The sequence below is a fragment of the Aurantibacter sp. genome (genome assembly GCF_039941195.1).
In the GTDB taxonomy this organism is placed as follows: Bacteria; Bacteroidota; Bacteroidia; order Flavobacteriales; family Flavobacteriaceae; genus Aurantibacter_A.
In genome coordinates, this window is sequence record NZ_JBDVFA010000061.1 from 32800 (window position 1) to 53887 (window position 21088).

Here is a 21088-nt window from a genome sequence, read left to right on the forward strand (position 1 = left end):
CCTATTTTCGATTTAAACAGCAATTTTAATAAAATAGAATGAAATATGTCCAATACATGTATTTCAAATCTTATTTTAAAAATTTATTTGTTAATAAATGATACTAATTTTTATTAGAATTGTTAAAACGCATAATTATTATTAGCGAATTAATAACATAAAAAAAGCAAAAAACCATTACCTTAAAGAAAAATAAAAACGCATGGGCACTGTAGAAAATCAAATTTTTTCTTCTTATGAAAGAAACCCAGATTTGTATGATGAAATCTATAAAAAACAGGGGGAAATAAAAAAGGTTTATAAAAAGCTTTTCGAACTTTACGGAGAACACTCGATAGAAGATTATGTGAATTTGAATACAAAAGCGAAATCCTCTTTTTTTAATCAGGGAATAACTTTTCAAGTCTATGGCAAAAAAGAGACTCAAGAAAAGATATTCCCTTTTGATTTATTCCCTCGAATAATTGATCCAGATGAATGGGAAATAATTGAGAAAGGAGCCATACAAAGAAGTAAAGCGTTAAACTTATTTCTTTGGGATATATACCACGATAAAAACATTATTAAAGAAGGCATTGTACCCTTAGATTTGATTATTTCTTCTGACAACTATTTAGATCAAATGGTTGGTATTGACCCACCAGGAGGCATTTACAACCACATTTCTGGCACAGATATCATTAAGCATAATGATGGTAATTATTATGTGCTTGAAGATAATATAAGGTGTCCGTCAGGAGTAAGTTATGTGATAAGTAATAGAACCGCTTTAAAAAGAGCGTTATTCGGCGTTTTTAATCATTATCAGACCTACTCCGTCACCAATTATGCTGAAAATCTCTTAGACCTTTTAGAGACTGCTAAACCAAAAGGAATTGACATTCCCGTCACGGTTGTATTAACACCGGGCATGTACAATTCAGCGTTTTATGAACATTCGTATTTGGCCAAAACTATGGGTGTGGAATTAGTTGAGGGTCGTGATCTTATTGTGGAGAATGATTTTGTGTACATGAAGACAATAAAGGGGCTTATAAAAGTTGATATTATATACCGTAGAGTAGATGATGCCTTTATTGATCCATTAGAATTTAGACCGGATTCTGCACTTGGTGTCCCTGGACTTTTTGCGGCGTATAAAAAAGGTAATGTCACCTTGGCTAATGCTCCAGGAACAGGAGTAGCAGACGATAAAGCTGTTTACACTTATATGCCTCAAATAATTAAATATTATTTAAATGAAGAACCTATATTAAATAACGTACACACGTATCATTGTAGTAGACCTGATGAGTTAGAGTTTGTACTAGAGCATATTGATGAATTAGTAATTAAGCCAGTAGATGAAGCTGGTGGTTATGGTATTTCAATTGGTAATAGATTAACAGCGGAGGAAATTGAAACCGTAAGAAAGCAAGTATCGGAATCGCCAAGAAAGTACGTTGCTCAACCTATAATGTCCTTATCCGTTCATCCAACTTATATTGAAGAAAGCCAATCTTTCGAACAACGACATGTAGATTTAAGGACTTTTACCATTCTAGGGAAAGACAACGAATTTGTTTTAAAAGGAGGGTTAACTCGAGTGGCTCTAAAAAAAGGAAACCTGATAGTTAATTCCTCTCAAGGTGGCGGGTCTAAAGATACTTGGGTGTTAAAAAATTAATCATAAAAATAAGACTAGAGATACCTTTTTTTGATAAAATCAATTAATTGAATTTGAAAAACTAAATATATGCTTGCAAGAGTAGCAAATAATCTTTTCTGGATGGGTCGTTATATCGAACGTTCAGAACATATTGCCCGTTATCTTAATGTAAATTATTTTTCATCCTTAGATGCGCCAAATGCAAAATCACAAAATCGACAATTTGTATTGCGATCAATGTTGTTTATGGTTGGCACTCCAGAAAAAGATGAAACCAAAGAACTAGTAGAACAAGAAGTTTTATATAAAATTGGATTGGATTGCGAATCTCCAATTTCAATTATTAATAATGTAAAACATGCAAGAGAAAATGCAAATAGTGCTAGAGATTTAATTTCAACAGAATTATATGAGGCAATTAATAAGTTCTATCATTTTGTTTTAAATTATTCAAGTGATTCATTTGTTAAAAATGGACTACACGATTTCACCAGTAATGTTGCTGAAATGACAGCGGTACTACGAGGCAAAATAAGAGGTACATTATTACATGATTCTATTTATGCTATTATAATGATGGGCATTAATATTGAGCGTGCCACACAAATTATTCGAATAATAAATGCTAAATACAATGATGCCATAATTGCTCAGGGTAGTTATGGAGATAAAATTAACAATAGTTTTGAATGGACTACCTTATTAAAATGTGCGGAATCTTATGACATGATGCGTCGTTATTATAAAAAAACTCCAACAACCATATCAACTTTAGAATTCTTAATTCTAAATCCTAATTGCCCAAGATCCATAATGAATAGTTTAAATCAAGTATTTAATCATATTAAAATTTTAGATCCTAGTAGAGCTTATGATAAAAACACTACCGCCTTTTTAATTGGAAAAGTAAGAGCAGAATATGAATATAAATACATTGAAGAGATTGAGGAAAATATACAAGTTTTTATAGAAAATATTTTACAAAACTTGAACGAAATAAGTGAGAAAATGGAAAAGGAATTTTTTAATTATTAATCCATTTAATCCAACTATCTTAGCATTCCTTTTTAAAAAATAATGTTTCTAGAATATTCTATAGTTTACAAAGCTGAAAATGATTACGCTAATTGGGTTAATGATGCGCATTGGCAATTTCTTATTATACCAGAAAAGAATAAAACACAAGAGTTTGTAAGTACCGATTTTAAAAATTCACTTAACGCTAAAAGTGAATATTCAATAAATGGATATGGCTTTAAAACAATACGTTTAAGTCCAAAAGTAAAATTTAAAAAAATTGCCTTCGAAGCCTCTTTTCGATTATTAAAAAGAGAGGTAAATCCATATGATTTTGATTTAAATAATCAATCAGAAGAACAGTATGGAAAATTGTTAGAATTAGATTTTCAAATACAATTTGAACGCTTTATAAAAAAATCCAATTACACAAGCTTATCAAAAACTCAAAAGGAGCTATTTATTTTTGATAAATCACTTTCTATATTTGAAAATCTTCAAAATCTTAATAAATGGACGTTTAACCACTTAGTTTTCAAAGCAGAAGTAACAAATGTCTATTCCGACATATCAGATATTCTTTTAAAACAACAAGGTGTCTGCCAAGATTTTACACATTTATTTTGCGCTTTAGCTCGACAAAATGGTATACCAACAAGATATGTTTCTGGTTATTTACATCAAGGAAATGGGTATTTTGGAGATTCTCAAATGCACGCATGGGCAGAGGCTTACATCCCACAAGTTGGTTGGATTGGTTTTGACCCAACAAATAATTTATTAGCTAACACCAATCATATAAAAGTAGCCCATGGTAAAGATTATACCGATTGCTCACCATTAAAGGGAATTCTTAATACCTCAGGAGCAAATAAAACAAAACACTCTGTTCAAGTAGTAAGCCAACAACAGCAATAATTCTTCGTAGTACAATTAAAGAGTATTATTTTAGCCAAAAATATAATTAATGACAATCACTACAGACCATTTTAAAGGTCTTCAAGATCGCCTTGGTGCGTTAAGGAGGTATCTTTGACATCGATGCGAAACTTATTGAAATAGAAAACGAGCAAGAGAAAACCCTAGCTCCAGATTTTTGGGATAATCCACAAGAAGCCCAAGCCCATATGAAGTACATTCAATCCAAAAAACAATGGGTTGATGATTACAATTCGGGTATGACTATGGTAGGTGATCTAGAAGTACTACTTGAATTTTTCCAAGAAGGAGAGATAAAAGAGGAAGAGCTTTTAAACCAGTATGAAAAATCGCTAAACCTAATTGAAAAATTGGAGTTTAAGAATATGCTTTCAGAGGAAGGTGATGAATTACCTGCCGTACTTCAAATTACTGCAGGTGCAGGTGGTACTGAGAGCTGCGATTGGGCCGCCATGCTCATGCGTATGTATATGATGTGGGCAGAAAAAAGTGGGTTTAAAGTAAAAGAGCTCAATTATCAAGAAGGTGATGTTGCCGGAATTAAAACAGTTACCTTAGAAATTGATGGTGAATTTGCCTTCGGTTGGCTTAAAGGTGAAAACGGCGTACATAGACTTGTGCGAATTTCACCTTTTGATAGTAATGCCAAAAGGCACACCTCATTTGCTTCAGTATATGTATACCCTTTGGTAGATGATAGCATTGAAATTGATGTAAATCCAGCTGATATCGAAATAACCACAGCACGTTCTAGCGGTGCTGGTGGCCAGAATGTAAATAAAGTTGAAACAAAAGTACAACTAGTACATAAGCCTACGGGAATTCAAATATCATGTTCAGACTCACGTAGTCAACATGACAATAGAGCTACCGCATTAAAAATGTTAAAATCTCAATTGTATGAAATTGAATTGCGTAAAAAGATGGAAGCTCGACAGGAAATAGAATCTTCAAAAATGAAAATTGAATGGGGTTCTCAAATTCGCAACTATGTAATGCATCCTTATAAATTAGTTAAAGATGTTAGAACCGGTGAAGAAACAGGAAATGTTGATGCTGTTATGGATGGTGATTTGGATCGCTTTTTAAAAGCTTTTCTTATGATGATGGGACAAAAAGACGAAGAATAAAATTTTTAGAATTCATATATTAATAATTATGATTAAAATATATCACAACCCTCGATGTCGTAAGTCTCGTGAAGGCTTAGCCATTCTAGAAGAATCGAATAAAGAATTTGAAGTTGTAAAATACTTGGAAGCGGTTCCGACAAAAAATGAGCTCACTAAAATCATCAGCCTTTTAGGTATTCGGGCACAAGATTTAGTACGGAAAGGCGAACCAATATGGAAAGAAAAATACAAAGGCAAAGAATATTCCGAAGAGGAGCTTATTGACATTATGGTTGCTAATCCTAAACTTATAGAAAGACCAATTGTTGTTAACGGAAAAATGGCTGTTATCGGTAGACCACCACAAAACATTCTGAATATCATATAATTGGCATAAGATTTGTATTTTAACGTATTATTTCATTTAACAAAGTTTTAACCAAACTCGGTTAAACCTTCATATTAATTTAGAATCTAATAAAAGTTCGCGATTATGAAAATCAATATAAAGTTTCTATTTGCAGCACTAATTATTTTTTTATCAGGAGCGGAATTACAGGCTCAATACGGCTATGGTAATAGCGGTTATGGATATGGCGGCGGAGGTTATGGTTACGGATATGGCAGACAACGAAATGCTATTCCACAAGCGACATCAGAACCAAAGGCACCAGAACCAAAAACAGCCGGTGAAATAGTTGATGATGAAATGCCAGGGATTACAGAAGCCCTAGAACTTAATGAGTTTGAGACGGCTGTAATGAGTTCAATTCTTAAGAAATTTATTCAAAAGAGAATTGAACTTCAAATATTGGAATTAGAACCTGATCAAGTTCGTGAGGCAATGGAAAAGATTACCGCACAACAGACTGAAGAGTTAAAAGCGGGCTTATCAGAAGAAAAATACGAGGCATTTGTTGAACTTCAGAAAAAAGGTTTAGCAAAAGCAAAAAAGGAAAAGAAAAAAGAAAGCAAAAAGAAAAAAAAGAAAAAACCTAAAGACTAGCATGCAAAAAATACTGACACTCTCCTTAATTTTATTTTGTACAATTGTTAATTCCCAAAGACCAGAGGGTCAGCGATCCAACCCCATTCACATTACCGGTACCGTTTTAGCTAGCGAAGACGGATTACCCTTAGAATATGCCACTTTGGTCTTACAAAGTGTTGAAAACCCAGAAAAAGTTACTGGGGGTATTACTAATATTGATGGTAAATTTGATGTTGAAACATTACCTGGAAAGTATAATGTTCGCATAGAATACATCTCCTATAAAACATATCATTTACCCGAACAGACATTTCGAAAATCCACCGATTTAGGCACGGTTAAACTTTCCTTGGATGTAGCGCAATTAGATGGAGTTGAAGTAGTCGGTGAAAAGACTACCGTCGAAATTCGCCTCGATAAAAAAATATATAATATTGGTAAAGATTTAACCAATAGTGGAGCAACTATTACCGATGCATTAAATAATGTACCATCTGTAGATGTAGATGTCGAAGGTGCAATTAGTTTAAGAGGAAACGAGAATGTCAGAATATTAATTAACGGTAAACCTTCTGCTTTGGCAGGCTTTGGTTCTACCGATGCTCTTGGCGCGCTTCCTGCAGATGCTATCGAAAAAGTTGAAGTCATTACTAGTCCATCTGCCAGATATGATGCAGAAGGAACAGCGGGTATTTTAAACATAGTATTAAAAAAGGAAAAGACATTAGGCTTTAATGGGTCAGTCAATACAACCATCGGTTATCCTACTACAAGTGGAATTTCTGTAAATACAAATTTACGTACCGATAAGTTTAACATTTTTAATACCACAGGTTACAGCTATCGCGATGCGCCGGGTAATGCTTATTTTGATAATACATATACTTCAGGAAGCTATGATAGAATTTATGAAGACAGAGAATATAATAGACTTCGGAAAGGGTTTAATACCAACCTAGGGTTAGAATATTTTATAACTGATAACTCATCTCTTACTGGAAGTGTATTTTATAGAACATCAGATGGCGAAGATTTAACTGAGAATACAAATCAGCGATATATCGACAGCTCACTTAATAGTTTAACCTTTAGAACTGAAAATGAGACTGAAGATGACGAGAATTATCAATTTTCTTTAAATTATGTAAATGATTTAAATGAAGATGGAGAAAAATTAACAGCAGACCTTCAATACTCTAGAAAAGATGAAGAGAAATTTTCTATAATTGAAGAGAATGAAACAATGCCAGATCAAAACCTTATTGTCCTAGAAAATGTATATGAAGTTGAAGCTGAAAATGAATATTTAGTACAAGCTGATTATGTACTACCCATGGAAGACTCACAGTTTGAAATTGGTTATCGCGGAAAATTTGAAGAAGATATTACAGACTACAGATTAGATTCTTTAAACCAAATAACTGGGCAAATGGATTTAAATGAAAATCTGACTAATATATTTACATACACCGAGAATATAAATGCTTTGTATACGCAGTATGGCAATAAGTTTGGCAAGTTTTCTTTTTTATTCGGTTTACGATTAGAAAATACACAATTAAAAGGTGAGTTAGAATCTGAATTCGATACTGGAGAATTGGAGGAACAGTTAGGTGTTGACGTGGATGTTAACTTTAACAAGAACTATTTAGGATTGTTTCCTACGTTAAACCTTATTTTGGAGGTTGCAGAAAATGAGAACATAACATTAGGCTATAATAGAAGGATTAATAGGCCAAGAGGTAGATATGTAAATCCTTTTCCTTCACGATCTAGTAGAACGAATATCTTTCAAGGGAATCCAGATTTAAATCCGGCATTTTCAAATGCTTTTGATTTAGGTTATTTAAAAAGATGGGATAAACTAACTTTAACTTCTTCCATATACTATCAAAAGGAAACAAATTCATTTGAAAGAATTCAAGAAGAAACAGGGCAGACAACTACAGATGGTATTGAAATAATTAGATCTATACCTATTAACCTTTCAACCAATAATAGAATTGGTATGGAAGCAGGAATGTTATATAACCCAGCCAAATGGTTACGATTAAATTCAAGCTTTAATTTTTTCCAATTCTCTTCAGAAGGTTTATTTAATGGTGTTGATTATGGTGCAACAAATACAAGTTGGTTTGCAAGATTTAGCTCAAAGGTATCGCTACCAGCTAAAGTTGATTGGCAATCCAATGCTTTCTATAGAGGACCTTCCCAAAATGCACAAACCGAATCTAAAGGAATTCTATCATTAAACTTAGCTTTTAGCAAAGACATTTTAAAAGACAACGGAACAGTTTCTATGAATGTTAGTGATTTATTAAATTCTAGAAAAAGAAGGTCATTTACAGAAACAGAATTCTTTACATCAGAAAGTGAATTTCAATTTAGACAAAGACAAGTTACATTAGGTTTTGTATATCGATTTAATCAACCTAAGGAACGAAATAAAGGAAGCCGCGGTGGTGGCGGTGATGATGGTGATTTTGATGAAGAAGGATAATTGAGAATTATAAGTATAAATAAAAAAGGAGCCTAAAGGCTCCTTTTTTATTATTCAAATTGTTTTTTATTCTAATCGTTTAGCTTTCTTTGCTTCACGCTTTTCTTTCCACATTTCAAGTAGATTGCCCCCTAACCAATAAGGTACAACAAACATCAACAAAAAAAGCATCAGCCAAAAGCCGATTGTAAATATTGTTAAAAACATTATAAAACCTAAATATTGGTCAAATTCAAACATGAGCTATCAATTTATATGACAAAGATAGTTTGAAAAGAATAAAAATTGCAAATCAAAATCAAAAAAACACGAAAATAAATATCTGTAGGTGGAAATAAATGCGCTATACAGTACCTTTGTTAACCTAAAACCACTAGAAATGAGCTTCAGAATCGAAAAAGATACCATGGGCGAGGTAAAAGTGCCCGCTGATAAATATTGGGGTGCGCAAACCGAACGTTCGCGTAACAATTTTAAAATAGGTGCTCCGGCATCAATGCCTTTAGATGTCGTATTCGGCTTTGCCTACCTAAAAAAGGCAGCTGCCTACACCAATCATGAATTAGGCGTTTTAGCGATTGAAAAGCGCGACTTAATAGCAAAAGTTTGTGATGAAATCTTAGATGGAAAGCACAATGACCAGTTTCCTTTGGTAATATGGCAAACGGGATCGGGTACACAGAGTAACATGAACGTGAATGAAGTAATTGCAAATCGTGCACATGAAATCGCTGGAAAAACAATTGGTGAGGGTGAAAAAACTATACAACCCAACGACGATGTAAATAAGTCGCAATCATCAAATGACACTTTTCCTACCGGTATGCATATTGCTGCTTATAAGAAAATTGTTGAAAATACTATTCCAGGAGTTACACAATTGCGAGACACCTTAGCTAAAAAATCAGAAGAATTTAGCAGTGTGGTAAAAATTGGGCGTACACATTTAATGGATGCCACTCCCCTAACCTTAGGTCAAGAATTCTCGGGTTATGTTTCTCAATTAGATCATGGTTTAAAAGCATTAAAAAATACCTTATCTCATTTAAGTGAATTAGCATTGGGTGGCACAGCCGTAGGCACAGGATTAAACACCCCTAATGGATACGATGTATTGGTAGCAAAGTATATTGCTGAATTTACAGAACTTCCGTTTATAACTGCTGAAAACAAGTTTGAAGCATTAGCAGCTCATGATGCCATTGTGGAAAGTCATGGAGCGCTTAAACAATTAGCCGTTTCATTAAATAAAATAGCTAACGATATTCGTATGATGGCATCCGGACCACGTTCTGGAATTGGAGAAATAATTATTCCAGCTAATGAACCAGGCAGTTCCATTATGCCAGGTAAAGTAAACCCAACGCAATGTGAAGCTATGACTATGGTTTGCGCACAAGTTATGGGGAACGATGTAGCTGTTTCTGTTGGAGGGACCCAGGGACATTATGAGTTAAATGTGTTTAAACCTATGATGGCGGCGAACATTTTGCAATCTGCGCAACTAATTGGCGATGCATGCGTAAGTTTTGATGTTAATTGCGCAGCTGGTATAATACCTAATAATGAAGTTATTAAAGAACTTTTAAACAACTCTTTAATGCTAGTTACTGCATTAAATACTAAAATAGGATATTATAAAGCGGCTGAAATAGCCAATACTGCACACAAAAATGGCACTACGTTAAAAGTAGAAGCTGTTAACCTAGGTTATGTATCTGCTGAAGATTATGACGAATGGGTAAAGCCTGAAGATATGGTTGGTGGCCTAAAATAATTTGTAAAATTAGACCAAAAAATAAAGGGACAATCAGTTAAGATTGTCCCTTTTATATTAATGGTTAGTGCGTTTATTACTTTAAAGTAAATTTAGATGTACCTAATAATTTTAATCCATCATCATATACATTTACCATGTAATTACCTTTTTGGAATTCACCAGATGGCTTGTTGATGTAATCACAAACATCAAGTGACTTATTCTCGTAGTAGAAACTAGTTCCTTTGCTGTATGTTACAGAAGCACCAGAATCATTAGTTTTAGAATAGCTTTCACCTAAAACATTTCCTTGAGGATCAAGAACTTCAACAAAAAATTCTCTATCACCTGCATTAGCAATAACATTGTCAGCTACTGTAAAACAAATTTTAAATTTATCAGTACGTTTAGCTCTAGAAGTAGAAGATAATTTACCACTACTTTTTTCTTTTACTGCATCTACGTTAAATTTAGATAAATTTAATGCAGAACCTTTTTCAACTACATCAGCCAATTGTGTGTTTTGTACTACCAAAGAATCGTTGAAAACAGTTTGTTTCTCTAACTCAACATAAGTACTGTCACGTTGCATTGCTATTAAGGTATTCGACTTTGTAAGTGAATCTACTTGCTTTAAAAGTTGCTCTCTTTCAGCTTTTAAAACGCCTACTTGTCTTCTGTATCTTGATAACGAAGCAATATCACCTTTCATGCTTTTTACAGAATCGATATATTTTGCAATATTATCTCTAGCAGTAACCAACTCTTCATTGGTAGCATTGCTTTCTAAAATAGCTTTGTCATATTCAGATTTCAAACTATTTAAATCTTCAACTACTAATTGCTTCTCTTGAGTTAAAACAGCAGTAGTTTTTTTCTTGTCTTGATAAAGGCTAACAGTATAAATGATAACTCCTAAAAGAACTACTCCTAGCAAACCTGCTAGAACCTTTAATCCGTTGTTATTTTTTGTTTCAGTCATAATGTAAAAATTAATTTTACTATTTGTAAATTTTGTTTGTATCAGTCTATATACGATACAATTTTAATATTGGATTTTTTGGATGTTAAAATTATTTTATAGTGCATTTGTTTATAAAAGAGGTTATTCTATCTTTATTATTAATTAAATATTGTAATGCAATCGACTACAATTATACCGTTTGAGCCCCAGTATGCAAGACATTTCAGAGACCTTAACCTGGTATGGATTAAAAAGTATTTTTATGTAGAAGAAAAGGATAAAGAACTACTAGAGGCCTGTGAAAAAAATATTATTAATGAAGGTGGATATATATTTTTCGCAAAATATGGCGAAAAAATCGTTGGATGCTTTTGTTTTATCAAGTTAAGCGACACCTGCTATGAATTAGGAAAGATGGCTGTAGATGAAAACCATCAAGGTTTAAAAATTGGGCAAATCTTATTAGATTACGCGGTAAACTTCGGAAAACAAGAGCACTGGGAGCAAATTGTTCTGTATACCAGTATTAAATTGCCAGCTGCACAACACATTTATAAGAAATTTGGCTTTAAAGAAGTAATCATTGATAATGAACTGGATTATGCCAGAAGTGAAATTAAAATGGAACTAAATCTTTAATATCATGAAAAATTATATAGCAGTCCTATGTATTACAATTATGCTATTTGGGTGCAAGGAAAAAGTCAAGTCATCACCTATTCTAGATTCAGAACCTGAATATAGTAAAATAGACACTCCTCCACCACCTCCACCATTGATAACGAATACTGATTTAGAAATAAAAATAATTCCTATAGAACATGCTACTGCAGTATTGGAATGGAACAATTATACCATATATATAGACCCTGTCGGGGGAGCGAAAGCATTTGAAGGCCAAAAGCAACCAGACCTAATATTAATAACTGACATTCATGGGGATCACTTCAATGTAGAAACATTACAAAACCTAAATACTTCAAAAGCTAAAATAATAGTACCTAAAGCGGTTGCAGATAAAATACCGAAGGAATTTACGCCACAACTTGATATTCTTGAAAATGGACAGTCAAAAGAACGCTACGGAATAGATGTAGAAGCAATACCCATGTACAATTTACGAGCAGAAGCCTTAAAATTCCATGAAAAAGGACGTGGTAACGGATATGTATTAAATATAGGTGATGAGCGCATTTATATTTCTGGAGATACTGAAGACATACCTGAAATGAGGGCTTTAAAAAATATTGACAAAGCTCTTATCTGTATGAACTTACCTTATACGATGACGGAAGAAAGTGCTGCCGCGGGAGTTTTAGCCTTTAAACCTAAACAAGTATTCCCTTATCATTATAGAGGCAAACCTAATGTTAGCGACGTTGCTAAGTTTAAAACTTTAGTTGAGGCTGGTAATCCAGAAATTGAAGTTATACAATTAGACTGGTACCCGAACGAAGCTTATTGAATTAAGTCTTAAGCAATTAGTATAAAGTGATATGTAAATAAAAATTTGTTTTCACTTAAAACTATAGACTTTGTACTTCTTACTTCTTTGTTACTTATCACTTATTTTTACCGTATCAACTTCTTGTATTTAATACGTTTCGGCATTATATCAGCTCCCAAACGTTTCTTTCGGTTTTCTTCATAATCGGAGAATGAACCTTCAAAGAAATATACTTGAGAATCACCTTCAAAAGCTAAAATATGAGTACAAATACGATCTAAGAACCATCTGTCGTGTGAAATTACTACAGCACAACCAGCAAAGTTCTCTAAACCTTCTTCCAAAGCACGTAACGTGTTGACATCTAAATCGTTAGTAGGCTCATCCAGTAGTAAAACATTACCTTCTTCTTTTAAAGTCATGGCTAAATGCAGGCGGTTACGTTCACCACCTGAAAGCATATTTACTTTTTTATTCTGTTCGCTACCAGTAAAATTAAATCGACTTAAGTATGCACGAGAATTTACTTCTCTACCCCCCATTAAAACCAAGTCCTGCTCGTCACTGAAATTTTGCCAAATAGTTTTATTAGGATCAATATTAGAATGGCTTTGATCCACGTATGCGATTTTTGCAGTTTCCCCAACTTCAAAATTACCAGCATCAGGAGTTTCTTCATCCATAATCATCCTAAAAATTGTTGTTTTACCAGCGCCATTTGGCCCTATAATTCCGACAATACCAGCTTGTGGCAAATTAAAATTTAAATCTTCGTACAACAATTTATCACCGTAAGCCTTACTTACTCCTTTTGCTTCAATTACATTGGTCCCCAATCTTGGACCATTAGGAATATATATTTCTAATTTTTCATCGAGCTGCTTTTGATCTTGACTCATCAATTTATCATAATTCTTCAAACGAGCCTTTTGTTTCGTTTGTCTCCCCTTGGCCCCTTGTCGTACCCAGTCGAGCTCGCGCTCCAATGTTTTTTGTCTTTTAGAAGCTGTTTTACTTTCTTGAGCTAAACGTTTGGATTTTTGATCTAACCAACTTGAATAATTTCCTTCCCAAGGTATACCTTCACCTCTATCCAATTCAAGAATCCATCCAGCAACGTTATCTAAGAAATATCTATCGTGCGTAACTGCAATTACAGTTCCCTTATAACTCGCTAGATGGTGCTCTAACCAATGAACAGATTCCGCATCCAAGTGGTTTGTTGGTTCATCTAGCAGCAAAATTTCTGGTTCTTGCAGCAGCAAACGGCATAAAGCTACTCTTCTTCGTTCCCCACCTGATAAAACACCAATTTTCTTATTTGCTTCCGGTGTGCGCAAGGCATCCATTGCAATTTCAAGTTTAGTGTCTAATTCCCAGGCATTCGAAGCATCAATTTTATCTTGAAGTATAGCTTGCTTATCCATTAATTTTTGCATCTTATCAGCATCTTCATAGACTTCCGGCAAGCCAAACATATCGTTTATCTTGTTGTATTCATCAAGTACTGCAACTGTTTCCGCAACTCCCTCTTTAACAATTTCTAGAACCGTTTTATCCTCATCCAAGTCCGGCTCTTGTTCAAGATACCCTACTTTATATCCAGGTGAAAAGACAACATCACCTTGGAAATTTTTATCAACACCGGCAATAATTTTTAATAAAGTTGATTTACCAGAACCGTTTAATCCAAGAATACCAATTTTGGCACCATAGAAAAAACTGAGATAAATATTTTTAAGAACAGGAGTATTTGCACTTTTAAAGGTTTTAGTAACCCCAGACATTGAAAATATGACCTTTTTATCGTCGCTCATTGTAATAATTTATAAAGAGTGTAGTAAGAAACAAGAATTTTTTCAGCAAAATGCTGATATAATTTAAATTAAAAGAATATTAAACCCTTCCTTTTAAAGCATTGAAAACCCATGCAATAGCAAAGAAACCAACACCAACAGCAGCAAAACCCCAACCAGAAACTTCAGCATATCTAAAAGCACCCATCGCAATTAATCCTAGTCCTACAAAAATCATAATCCATGTGGCCCACGCCAATACTGTATTCTTATTCATTATTGTGTATTTGTTTCGTTTTGGTTGAACATGCAATATCGCAAAATTAACCAGAATTTTACGATCATATCACTAAATATTATTGTTCAAAAGGAAAAGTAATTCCCGTTTGTGCACGTACCGCATCCAAAATCTCAATCAAATCCAAACTATTTTTATGTGACCATAGTTCACTTTCCAATTTCTGATTATTTACACAGTCATGAACAGCTTCAATTTCGTGAGTATATCCTAATCCATTTCTCAACAATTCAAATGCTTCACATTTTCTGTCCTTTTCTAATATATATCCTTGAGCTTCGTGCCAACGTGAAGGTAAAAACAAAGAACCTTTATCACCCGCAATTTCTGCTTTACATTCCGATTCGGTCGTATTTCCACTATACAATAAGGCCTGTGCATTTTCATAGTCAAATATCATGGAAGTCTGCACTTCCACACCAGTAGTATGAAATTTAGATTTAGCCATTATTTCTTTTGGTTTCCCTAAAAATAAATAGGCCAAGAAAATTGGGTAAATACCAATATCTAATAATGAACCTCCAGCCAAATTAGGGTTTAACAATCTACCCTCTTCATCACGATCCAAACCATAGAATGCAAAATCAGCTTTGAGATACCCTATTTTTCCTATTTCATTGGCATCCACCAATTCTTTTACCTTTCTAATAGCTGGATTAAATCGACTCCAAAGTGCTTCCATAAAAAATACACCCTTGTCCCGAGCAGCAGAAATCATTTCTTGAACTTCCTTTTTATTGATGCCTGCTGGTTTTTCACATAATACATGTTTCCCATGCTTTATAGCCAATAATGTTAGTTCAGCATGCGAATTATGAGGTGTAGCAATGTAAACTACATCAATGGTATCACTTTCAAATAATGCCTCATAACTACTATAACTATTTTCAGCACCATATTCTTTTGCAAAAGTTGCAGCTCTATCCAAACTACGTGACCCCACCGCAGATATACGACCACCTTCAACTAATTGTAAATCTTTAGCGAACTTATGCGCTATATTTCCTGGGCCAGCAATTCCCCAACGTATTGTATTCCCCATATTCAAATTTTATACTTTAAAAGTAATCATTTTAACTCCTTATCTTTACTAATATATTTAAAGTATTGTTCATGGATATCGACTTCAACAAAAACGAAGATCATAATAAACTTTTACTTTCTGACCTTAAAAAACGGTTGGCCCAAGTTAAACTTGGTGGTGGTAAAGTTCGCTTAGAAAAGCAACGTGCAAAAGGAAAAATGACTGCTCGTGAACGAATTGATTATCTATTAGATAATGATAAAAATAGTATTGAAATAGGAGCTTTTGCTGGGGATGACATGTATGCATCCCACGGCGGTTGTCCATCCGGTGGAACTGTTGTTAAAATGGGATTTATTGGTGGAAAGCAATGCTTAGTTGTAGCGAATGATGCTACAGTAAAGGCGGGCGCTTGGTTCCCTATTACAGGCAAAAAGAATCTTCGCGCTCAAGAAATATCAATAGAAAATCGTTTACCTATTATATATTTGGTAGATAGCGCAGGAGTGTATCTTCCATTACAAGATGAAATATTCCCCGACAAAGAACACTTCGGTCGTATTTTTAGAAATAATGCCAAAATGAGTAGTATGGGTATTACTCAGATAGCCGCAGTAATGGGAAGTTGTGTTGCTGGTGGTGCTTACTTACCAATTATGAGTGATGAAGCTCTAATTGTCGATAAAACAGGAAGTATTTTTCTTGCAGGTAGTTATTTGGTTAAAGCTGCCATAGGAGAAAAAATTGATAATGAAATACTTGGAGGTGCTACAACACATTGTGAAATTAGTGGTGTTACGGACTATAAAGCTAAGGATGACAAAGCAGCTTTAGATACCATAAAAAATATTGTAGATAAAATTGGTGATTTTGACAAAGCTGGATATAGTAAGGTTAAAGCAAAAAAGCCCAAAGAGAATCCAGAAGACATATATGGATTATTGCCAGCATCTAGATCTGCGCAATACGATATGGTAGAAATTATAAAACGATTAGTTGATAATTCAGAATTTGAGCAATATAAAGAAGGCTATGGAAAAACAATACTTACTGGGTATGCCCGAATTGATGGTTGGGCTGTTGGAATTGTAGCAAATCAGCGAAAAGTTGTAAAGAACAAAAATGGTGAAATGCAATTCGGAGGGGTCATTTATTCGGATTCGGCAGATAAAGCAACTCGTTTTATTGCAAACTGTAATCAGAAAAAAATTCCACTAGTATTTTTACAGGATGTTACAGGCTTTATGGTTGGCAGTAAAAGTGAGCATGGCGGAATAATAAAAGATGGCGCTAAAATGGTGAATGCTGTTAGTAACTCTGTGGTTCCAAAATTTACCATTGTAATCGGTAACAGCTACGGAGCTGGAAATTATGCAATGTGTGGCAAGGCCTATGACCCAAGATTGATAGCAGCATGGCCTAGTGCCGAACTAGCGGTAATGAGCGGAAATTCTGCAGCCAAAGTACTATTGCAAATAGAAACAGCATCTTTAAAAAAGAAAGGTGAAGAAATTACACCAGAAAAAGAAAAGGAACTTTTTGATAAAATTAAATCGCGATACGATAATCAGATTTCACCTTATTATGCTGCAGCACGTATTTGGACAGATGGTGTAATAGATCCGCTGGATACAAGAACATGGATTTCCATGGGTATTGAAGCAGCCAACCATGCTCCTATTGAAACACCCTTTAATATGGGAGTTTTACAGGTTTAAATCAATTCTAAGGTATTCGCTCTCTGAATTTTACCTGTAGCTGTTTCTTTAAATTTAGGAAGTAAGATTATTTCTTTTGGTTTTTCGTAAATGTCCAGAACAGAATTATTTATGGCCTCTCGTAGTTTTTCTAAATCAGGGTTTCCTTCTATAATTAAAATTAACTTCTGACCTAATTGATCATCTGGTATCCCGGCAACAAAAAATCGATGCGAAATTAATTTTTCCAATTTCGCTTCAATTTGTTCGGGGAATAATTTTACCCCCCCCGAATTAATAACGTTATCAAAACGGCCAAGCCATTTAAACTCCGTTTTCGAAATTAGGTTTACCACATCATTTGTAACAACTATTTCATCTGAGACATTAGGAGCATGTACAACAATACAATTTCGTTCATCTACAGTAAAAGTTACATTGGTTATTGCTTTATAAACAGAAGCATTTGTATCTAAACTAAGGTGATTTATTTTTTTCAAGGCAATATGAGTAATTGTTTCAGTCATGCCATAAGTAGCATAAACTTCACAAGTGGTATTTTGTAGCCTTTCGTTTAACGAAGTAGAAATTGCGGCACCGCCAACAATTAATGTTTTAACTTTTGATAATCCTGAGATAGAATTAGCTACTTGTAAAGGCACCATTGCACAGAAATGATACTGTTTATCGTTTACACGTAAAGGACTAGAACTAGGCTCAATACAATCAATTTCTAAGCCTAGGACCATAGCGCGAACCAACATCATTTTACCAGCTATATAATCCGCAGATAAACATAACAATGCCTTTTGCTTAGGCATCAATTGAAAAAATTCTCCCGTCGCTAAAGCAGAATTAATCATTTTAGATTTGGGCAGTATAATTTCTTTTCGTTGTCCCGTAGATCCAGATGTATTTACTTTTACAAATGAATCATCATTAAGCCAATTTTTAAGAAACGTACCTATAGCCTGCTGGTACTCTTTACCTTCTGCAATATACTTATCAGATAGCGCTAAGAGTTCCACTTCCGAATAAGAAGATCCATTAAACTTAAAATCTTTATGAAGGGTTTTGTAATACTGCATCGTTTTGTTCTAATGCTAAAAATTCTTCTTCGGAATACACTTTACCAGTAAGGCGTTCTTTCCAATTAGACCAACTATACTTCTTTGAAAAAACAAATAATAATATCGGATATATAACAAAAATTGGCACAAAAGTTTCCCAGCCTAAACCTGGTTCTGAAACATCCTTATAAAGTGATTCTGTTTGAAAAGCCGTCCAGTCTGCTGTTACTAGTAGTGCTCCAATCAAATTATTGGCTGCATGGAAACCAAGTGCTAACTCTAAACCTTCATCCATTAAGGTTAAAATTCCCAGAAACAATCCTGTACCTATATAGAATACCATAATACCATATCCCAGTGTACCGACTTCAGGATTTGCCAGATGCATGATGCCAAATATGAATGAAGTAACCAGCAAAGGCACCCATCTATTTTTTACTAAAATACCCAAGCCCTGCATCATATGTCCTCGAAATAAATATTCTTCAAAACTTGTTTGCAGCGGAACCAAGACTATAGCCAAAATTGCTAAAATAAAAAATGGTACAGGCCTGAAATTAAAGACAAAGTCTTCTGGTGAAAAATATATGTCTACAGCTAACATTATAGCAGTTATTGTGCCCCATAATATAAATGCAAAAAATATACGTTTCCAGTCAATTTTTTTTCTTGAAGTGGTCAACGATGTTACCTTTTGTTGATGTATGAGAACTGTCCATCCTAAGACTACGAACAATCCGACAGCTAGAGGAATCATATTAATGGCAAAAACTGTATTTGACCCCAATTGTTCAACGATGTCCTGCATCATCTTATCAACCGGAACCTCTGAATTTATCACCATGATATAATTGACAGCCATAAATAAAATAAATGCTGGCGGAATTATCCAATATTTCCATAAACCAATTTTTCCTTTATATCCCTGCTCTATATACATCTATTTTCAATTTGATTCATATTCCACTTTTTTGTTTGACTATAAAAGATATGTCCATTTTCAACAATTAACGGACTCTCAATATTATTGGTGTACAAGCTTCCAGTTCCTAATCCCTGAGGCATTTTATTATCTAAAGTATATGTCCATTGCGAAATAGCATTAAGTCCTATATTACTTTCTAAAGCACTTGTAACCCACCAACCAATATTATATTTATCGGCTAAATCTATCCATTCTTGACTTCCTTTAAATCCTCCTATTAAACTAGGTTTCAAGATAATATACTGCGGTTGAATTGTTTGCAATAATTCTTCCTTTTCTACAAGCTTCGAAATTCCAATTAATTCTTCATCCAAAGCTATTGGTAAAGGAGTTTTAGCACAAAGCTGTTGCATTATAGTAGGTTGTCCTTGTTTAATAGGTTGTTCTATCGAATGTAAATTAAAGCTAGCTAAGGTCTCTAATTTTTCTAATGCTTCCTCAGCAACAAATGCACCATTTGCATCAACTCTAATTTCTAAAATAGGTTCTGAAAACTGGTTTCTTAAAGATTCTAATAAAGCTATTTCTTGGTTAAAATCTATGGCACCAATTTTTAGTTTTATACACTTAAAACCTTCTGCTAGTTTTTGTTGAATTTGATCATTCATAAATTCAAAATCCCCCATCCAAACCAAACCATTTATAGGAATTTTATTTTCATTAGACGTAAAATCTGAAGGAAATAATTCGAAAGTATCGGTAGACTCAAAAGACAAAAATGCTTGTTCTATTCCAAATTGAATACTGGGGTATTCTTCTAATTCTTGCCATAGAAAATCCATACCTAAATGAATATGTTCACAAGTCCATTTTAGCTTTTGTTCGTAGGTGTCAACATCATCTATGCTTAACCCTTTTAAGAGGCCACACTCTCCTATTCCAATTTGCGCATCATTTTGTAAAGTAATAAACCAAGATTCCTTTTGTTTTAGTACCCCACGCGAAGTTCCACTAGGTTTTTTTAAATCGAGTATATGTTTTTTATATGATGCTTTCATCCGAAGACATCAAATTTAATTATATTTTACGGCAATAAAGCGTACAAATGGCAAGGATTGACGGAAAAACAATTTGGATTACAGGAGCATCTTCAGGTATTGGCGAGGCTTTAACTTATCTATTGGACGAGAAAAAATGTAAAATAATAATCTCTGCAAGAAGATTAAATGAATTACAACGCGTAAAAAACAATTGTATAAATAAAGAAAATATTAGCATTCTAGAAATGGACATTGCCATGATTGATATGGCCAAATCCAAAACGAGTGAAGCTATCAATACATTTGGCAACATTGATATCCTAATAAATAATGCAGGAATCAGCCAACGATCGTTAATAATAGACACCGATATATCAGTAGATAAAAAATTAATGGATGTAAATTACTTAGGTACTGTTGCCCTAACTAAAGCTATTTTACCCTTTTTTGTTGAAAATGGTTCAGGCCATTTTGTAACTGTTACAAGTTTGATGGGAAAATTCGGTTCTCCATATCGTTCAGGTTATTGTGGTGCTAAGCATGCGCTTCACGGTTTCTTTGATGTACTTCGCATGGAACATGAAAAGGATAGTATCGTTGTAACATTAATTTGCCCTGGATTCATTAATACCGATGTAGCTAAAAATGCTTTAACAGGAGATGGTAGTGTACAAGAAAAAAATGACACCGCTACAGCAAATGGCATTTCCCCTAAATCTTTTTCAATAAAAATGGTAAAAGCAATAGAAAAAAATAAGCATGAAGCCTATATTGGACAGAAAGAAAAAATGGGTGTTTATTTGAAACGATTTTTTCCAAAATTATTACATCGCGTAGTATTAAAAAGTACCGTTAAATAAG

The 21088-nt window shown here is 33.9% G+C and carries 20 protein-coding genes; 12 read left to right on the forward strand and 8 right to left on the reverse strand.

Annotation, left to right across the window (positions count from 1 at the left end; translation table 11 throughout):
• The first annotated feature begins 202 nt into the window (after window positions 1-202).
• The 7 genes from ABJF52_RS10230 to ABJF52_RS10260 all read left to right on the forward strand — a co-directional run bounded on the left by ABJF52_RS10230 (window position 203) and on the right by ABJF52_RS10260 (window position 8207).
• Window positions 203-1666, forward strand: coding sequence for a circularly permuted type 2 ATP-grasp protein (locus ABJF52_RS10230; RefSeq protein WP_348149687.1), 1464 nt, complete (start codon window positions 203-205; stop codon window positions 1664-1666).
• Between the two features lie 69 nt (window positions 1667-1735).
• A complete protein-coding gene (locus ABJF52_RS10235) occupies window positions 1736-2683 on the forward strand; it encodes an alpha-E domain-containing protein (RefSeq protein WP_348149689.1) in 948 nt (315 codons plus the stop codon).
• Between the two features lie 42 nt (window positions 2684-2725).
• Window positions 2726-3583 (forward strand): transglutaminase family protein, encoded by an 858-nt coding sequence (locus ABJF52_RS10240; RefSeq protein WP_348149691.1) that lies wholly within the window; start codon window positions 2726-2728, stop codon window positions 3581-3583.
• Between the two features lie 49 nt (window positions 3584-3632).
• A protein-coding gene (prfB, locus tag ABJF52_RS10245) for a peptide chain release factor 2 (protein ID WP_348149693.1) occupies window positions 3633-4734 on the forward strand; the annotation gives its coding sequence in 2 pieces (ribosomal slippage) (window positions 3633-3698 and window positions 3700-4734; 1101 coding nt in all).
• 28 nt (window positions 4735-4762) lie between these two features.
• Window positions 4763-5104 carry an arsenate reductase (glutaredoxin) gene (gene arsC / locus ABJF52_RS10250; RefSeq protein ID WP_348149695.1) on the forward strand — a complete coding sequence of 114 codons (342 nt, stop codon included), beginning with the start codon at window positions 4763-4765 and terminating at the stop codon, window positions 5102-5104.
• A 105-nt stretch (window positions 5105-5209) separates the two neighbouring features.
• Window positions 5210-5722: a hypothetical protein gene (locus tag ABJF52_RS10255; protein ID WP_348149697.1), complete on the forward strand. Its 513-nt coding sequence runs from the start codon at window positions 5210-5212 to the stop codon at window positions 5720-5722.
• A gap of 1 nt (window position 5723) precedes the next feature.
• On the forward strand, window positions 5724-8207 hold the full coding sequence (locus ABJF52_RS10260; protein WP_348149699.1) for a TonB-dependent receptor: 2484 nt from the start codon (window positions 5724-5726) through the stop codon (window positions 8205-8207).
• Between the two features lie 66 nt (window positions 8208-8273).
• On the opposite strand, the gene ABJF52_RS10265 is transcribed toward ABJF52_RS10260, so the two are convergent.
• A complete protein-coding gene (locus ABJF52_RS10265; protein ID WP_172976326.1) occupies window positions 8274-8447 on the reverse strand; it encodes a hypothetical protein in 174 nt (57 codons plus the stop codon).
• Window positions 8448-8586: 139 nt separating this feature from the next.
• Here ABJF52_RS10265 and fumC point away from each other — a divergent pair, with 139 nt between their 5' ends.
• Entirely contained in the window at window positions 8587-9984 is a 1398-nt protein-coding gene (gene fumC, locus ABJF52_RS10270) for a class II fumarate hydratase (RefSeq protein ID WP_348149702.1), read from the forward strand.
• A gap of 76 nt (window positions 9985-10060) precedes the next feature.
• Here fumC and ABJF52_RS10275 read toward each other — a convergent pair whose 3' ends face one another.
• Window positions 10061-10948, reverse strand: coding sequence for a hypothetical protein (locus ABJF52_RS10275; protein WP_348149704.1), 888 nt, complete (start codon window positions 10946-10948; stop codon window positions 10061-10063).
• Between the two features lie 156 nt (window positions 10949-11104).
• On the opposite strand from ABJF52_RS10275, the gene ABJF52_RS10280 reads away from it, so the two are divergent.
• Together ABJF52_RS10280 and ABJF52_RS10285 are read left to right on the forward strand one after the other, a co-directional pair.
• Entirely contained in the window at window positions 11105-11569 is a 465-nt protein-coding gene (locus tag ABJF52_RS10280) for a GNAT family N-acetyltransferase (RefSeq protein ID WP_348149706.1), read from the forward strand.
• Between the two features lie 4 nt (window positions 11570-11573).
• Complete coding sequence (locus tag ABJF52_RS10285) at window positions 11574-12395, forward strand: MBL fold metallo-hydrolase (protein ID WP_348149708.1); 822 nt, start codon at window positions 11574-11576, stop codon at window positions 12393-12395.
• A gap of 107 nt (window positions 12396-12502) precedes the next feature.
• Here ABJF52_RS10285 and ettA read toward each other — a convergent pair whose 3' ends face one another.
• From ettA to ABJF52_RS10300, 3 genes are all read right to left on the reverse strand, one after another.
• Window positions 12503-14194 carry an energy-dependent translational throttle protein EttA gene (gene ettA / locus ABJF52_RS10290; RefSeq protein WP_348149710.1) on the reverse strand — a complete coding sequence of 564 codons (1692 nt, stop codon included), beginning with the start codon at window positions 14192-14194 and terminating at the stop codon, window positions 12503-12505.
• Between the two features lie 79 nt (window positions 14195-14273).
• Window positions 14274-14450, reverse strand: a complete 177-nt coding sequence (locus tag ABJF52_RS10295) for a CAL67264 family membrane protein (protein WP_172976327.1) — start codon at window positions 14448-14450, stop codon at window positions 14274-14276.
• Window positions 14451-14529: 79 nt separating this feature from the next.
• A complete protein-coding gene (locus ABJF52_RS10300; RefSeq protein ID WP_348149712.1) occupies window positions 14530-15513 on the reverse strand; it encodes a Gfo/Idh/MocA family oxidoreductase in 984 nt (327 codons plus the stop codon).
• Window positions 15514-15584: 71 nt separating this feature from the next.
• On the opposite strand from ABJF52_RS10300, the gene ABJF52_RS10305 reads away from it, so the two are divergent.
• Window positions 15585-17213, forward strand: a complete 1629-nt coding sequence (locus tag ABJF52_RS10305; protein WP_348149714.1) for a carboxyl transferase domain-containing protein — start codon at window positions 15585-15587, stop codon at window positions 17211-17213.
• Here the strand turns inward: ABJF52_RS10305 and ABJF52_RS10310 are convergent.
• The 3 genes from ABJF52_RS10310 to ABJF52_RS10320 are packed head-to-tail and all read right to left on the reverse strand — an operon-like array spanning window position 17210 to window position 20245.
• A complete protein-coding gene (locus ABJF52_RS10310) occupies window positions 17210-18280 on the reverse strand; it encodes an AMP-binding protein (protein ID WP_348149716.1) in 1071 nt (356 codons plus the stop codon). The genes ABJF52_RS10305 and ABJF52_RS10310 overlap by 4 nt on opposite strands.
• Window positions 18255-19202 carry a CPBP family intramembrane glutamic endopeptidase gene (locus ABJF52_RS10315; RefSeq protein WP_348149718.1) on the reverse strand — a complete coding sequence of 316 codons (948 nt, stop codon included), beginning with the start codon at window positions 19200-19202 and terminating at the stop codon, window positions 18255-18257. Before ABJF52_RS10315 ends, ABJF52_RS10310 begins: the two co-directional genes overlap by 26 nt.
• On the reverse strand, window positions 19193-20245 hold the full coding sequence (locus ABJF52_RS10320) for an o-succinylbenzoate synthase (protein ID WP_348149720.1): 1053 nt from the start codon (window positions 20243-20245) through the stop codon (window positions 19193-19195). Before ABJF52_RS10320 ends, ABJF52_RS10315 begins: the two co-directional genes overlap by 10 nt.
• Window positions 20246-20292: 47 nt before the next feature.
• Here ABJF52_RS10320 and ABJF52_RS10325 point away from each other — a divergent pair, with 47 nt between their 5' ends.
• Window positions 20293-21087, forward strand: a complete 795-nt coding sequence (locus ABJF52_RS10325; protein ID WP_348149722.1) for an SDR family oxidoreductase — start codon at window positions 20293-20295, stop codon at window positions 21085-21087.
• Window position 21088: the final 1 nt, after the last annotated feature.